Source organism: Mesorhizobium sp. M8A.F.Ca.ET.161.01.1.1, from assembly GCF_004792105.1.
Taxonomy (GTDB): Bacteria; Pseudomonadota; Alphaproteobacteria; order Rhizobiales; family Rhizobiaceae; genus Mesorhizobium.
Map to the genome: position 1 here is coordinate 1 of NZ_SRTD01000276.1, position 329 is coordinate 329.

The 329-nt window shown below is 57.1% G+C and carries 1 protein-coding gene; it reads left to right on the plus strand.

Features of this window, described 5'->3' with window-relative positions:
- The coding region (locus EN804_RS37585) for a hypothetical protein (protein WP_210237393.1) at nucleotides 1–329 on the plus strand (329 nt) is incomplete at both ends.

The window sequence follows — 329 nt, forward strand, 5'->3', positions numbered from 1 at the left end:
AGATGAGCTAAAAAAGGCGATTGATGAAGCTGCCGACTACGAGACGGTTTGGCTCGAATTCAGGAACGCCGAGGATGAGGTTCTCACTCTGGAGCGAAGTCTTCAGGGTGGCGAGGTACTCGCCTATTCCCGTTCCATCTGCGACGTGATCGGCGACGACAATTTCGAAGCGCCTCGCCCCGACGAAGAACGGGTTCGAAGCGATGACAATCAGGTGGAAATCCTCGCCTCGAAGCGCCAGGGGCGGTCAGTTGTGCCCGATGTTACTTCGAGGGTGTTTCCGTTCTTCGGGCTGCCTGAGACAGTGACGCTGCGGAAGAATGCAGGCG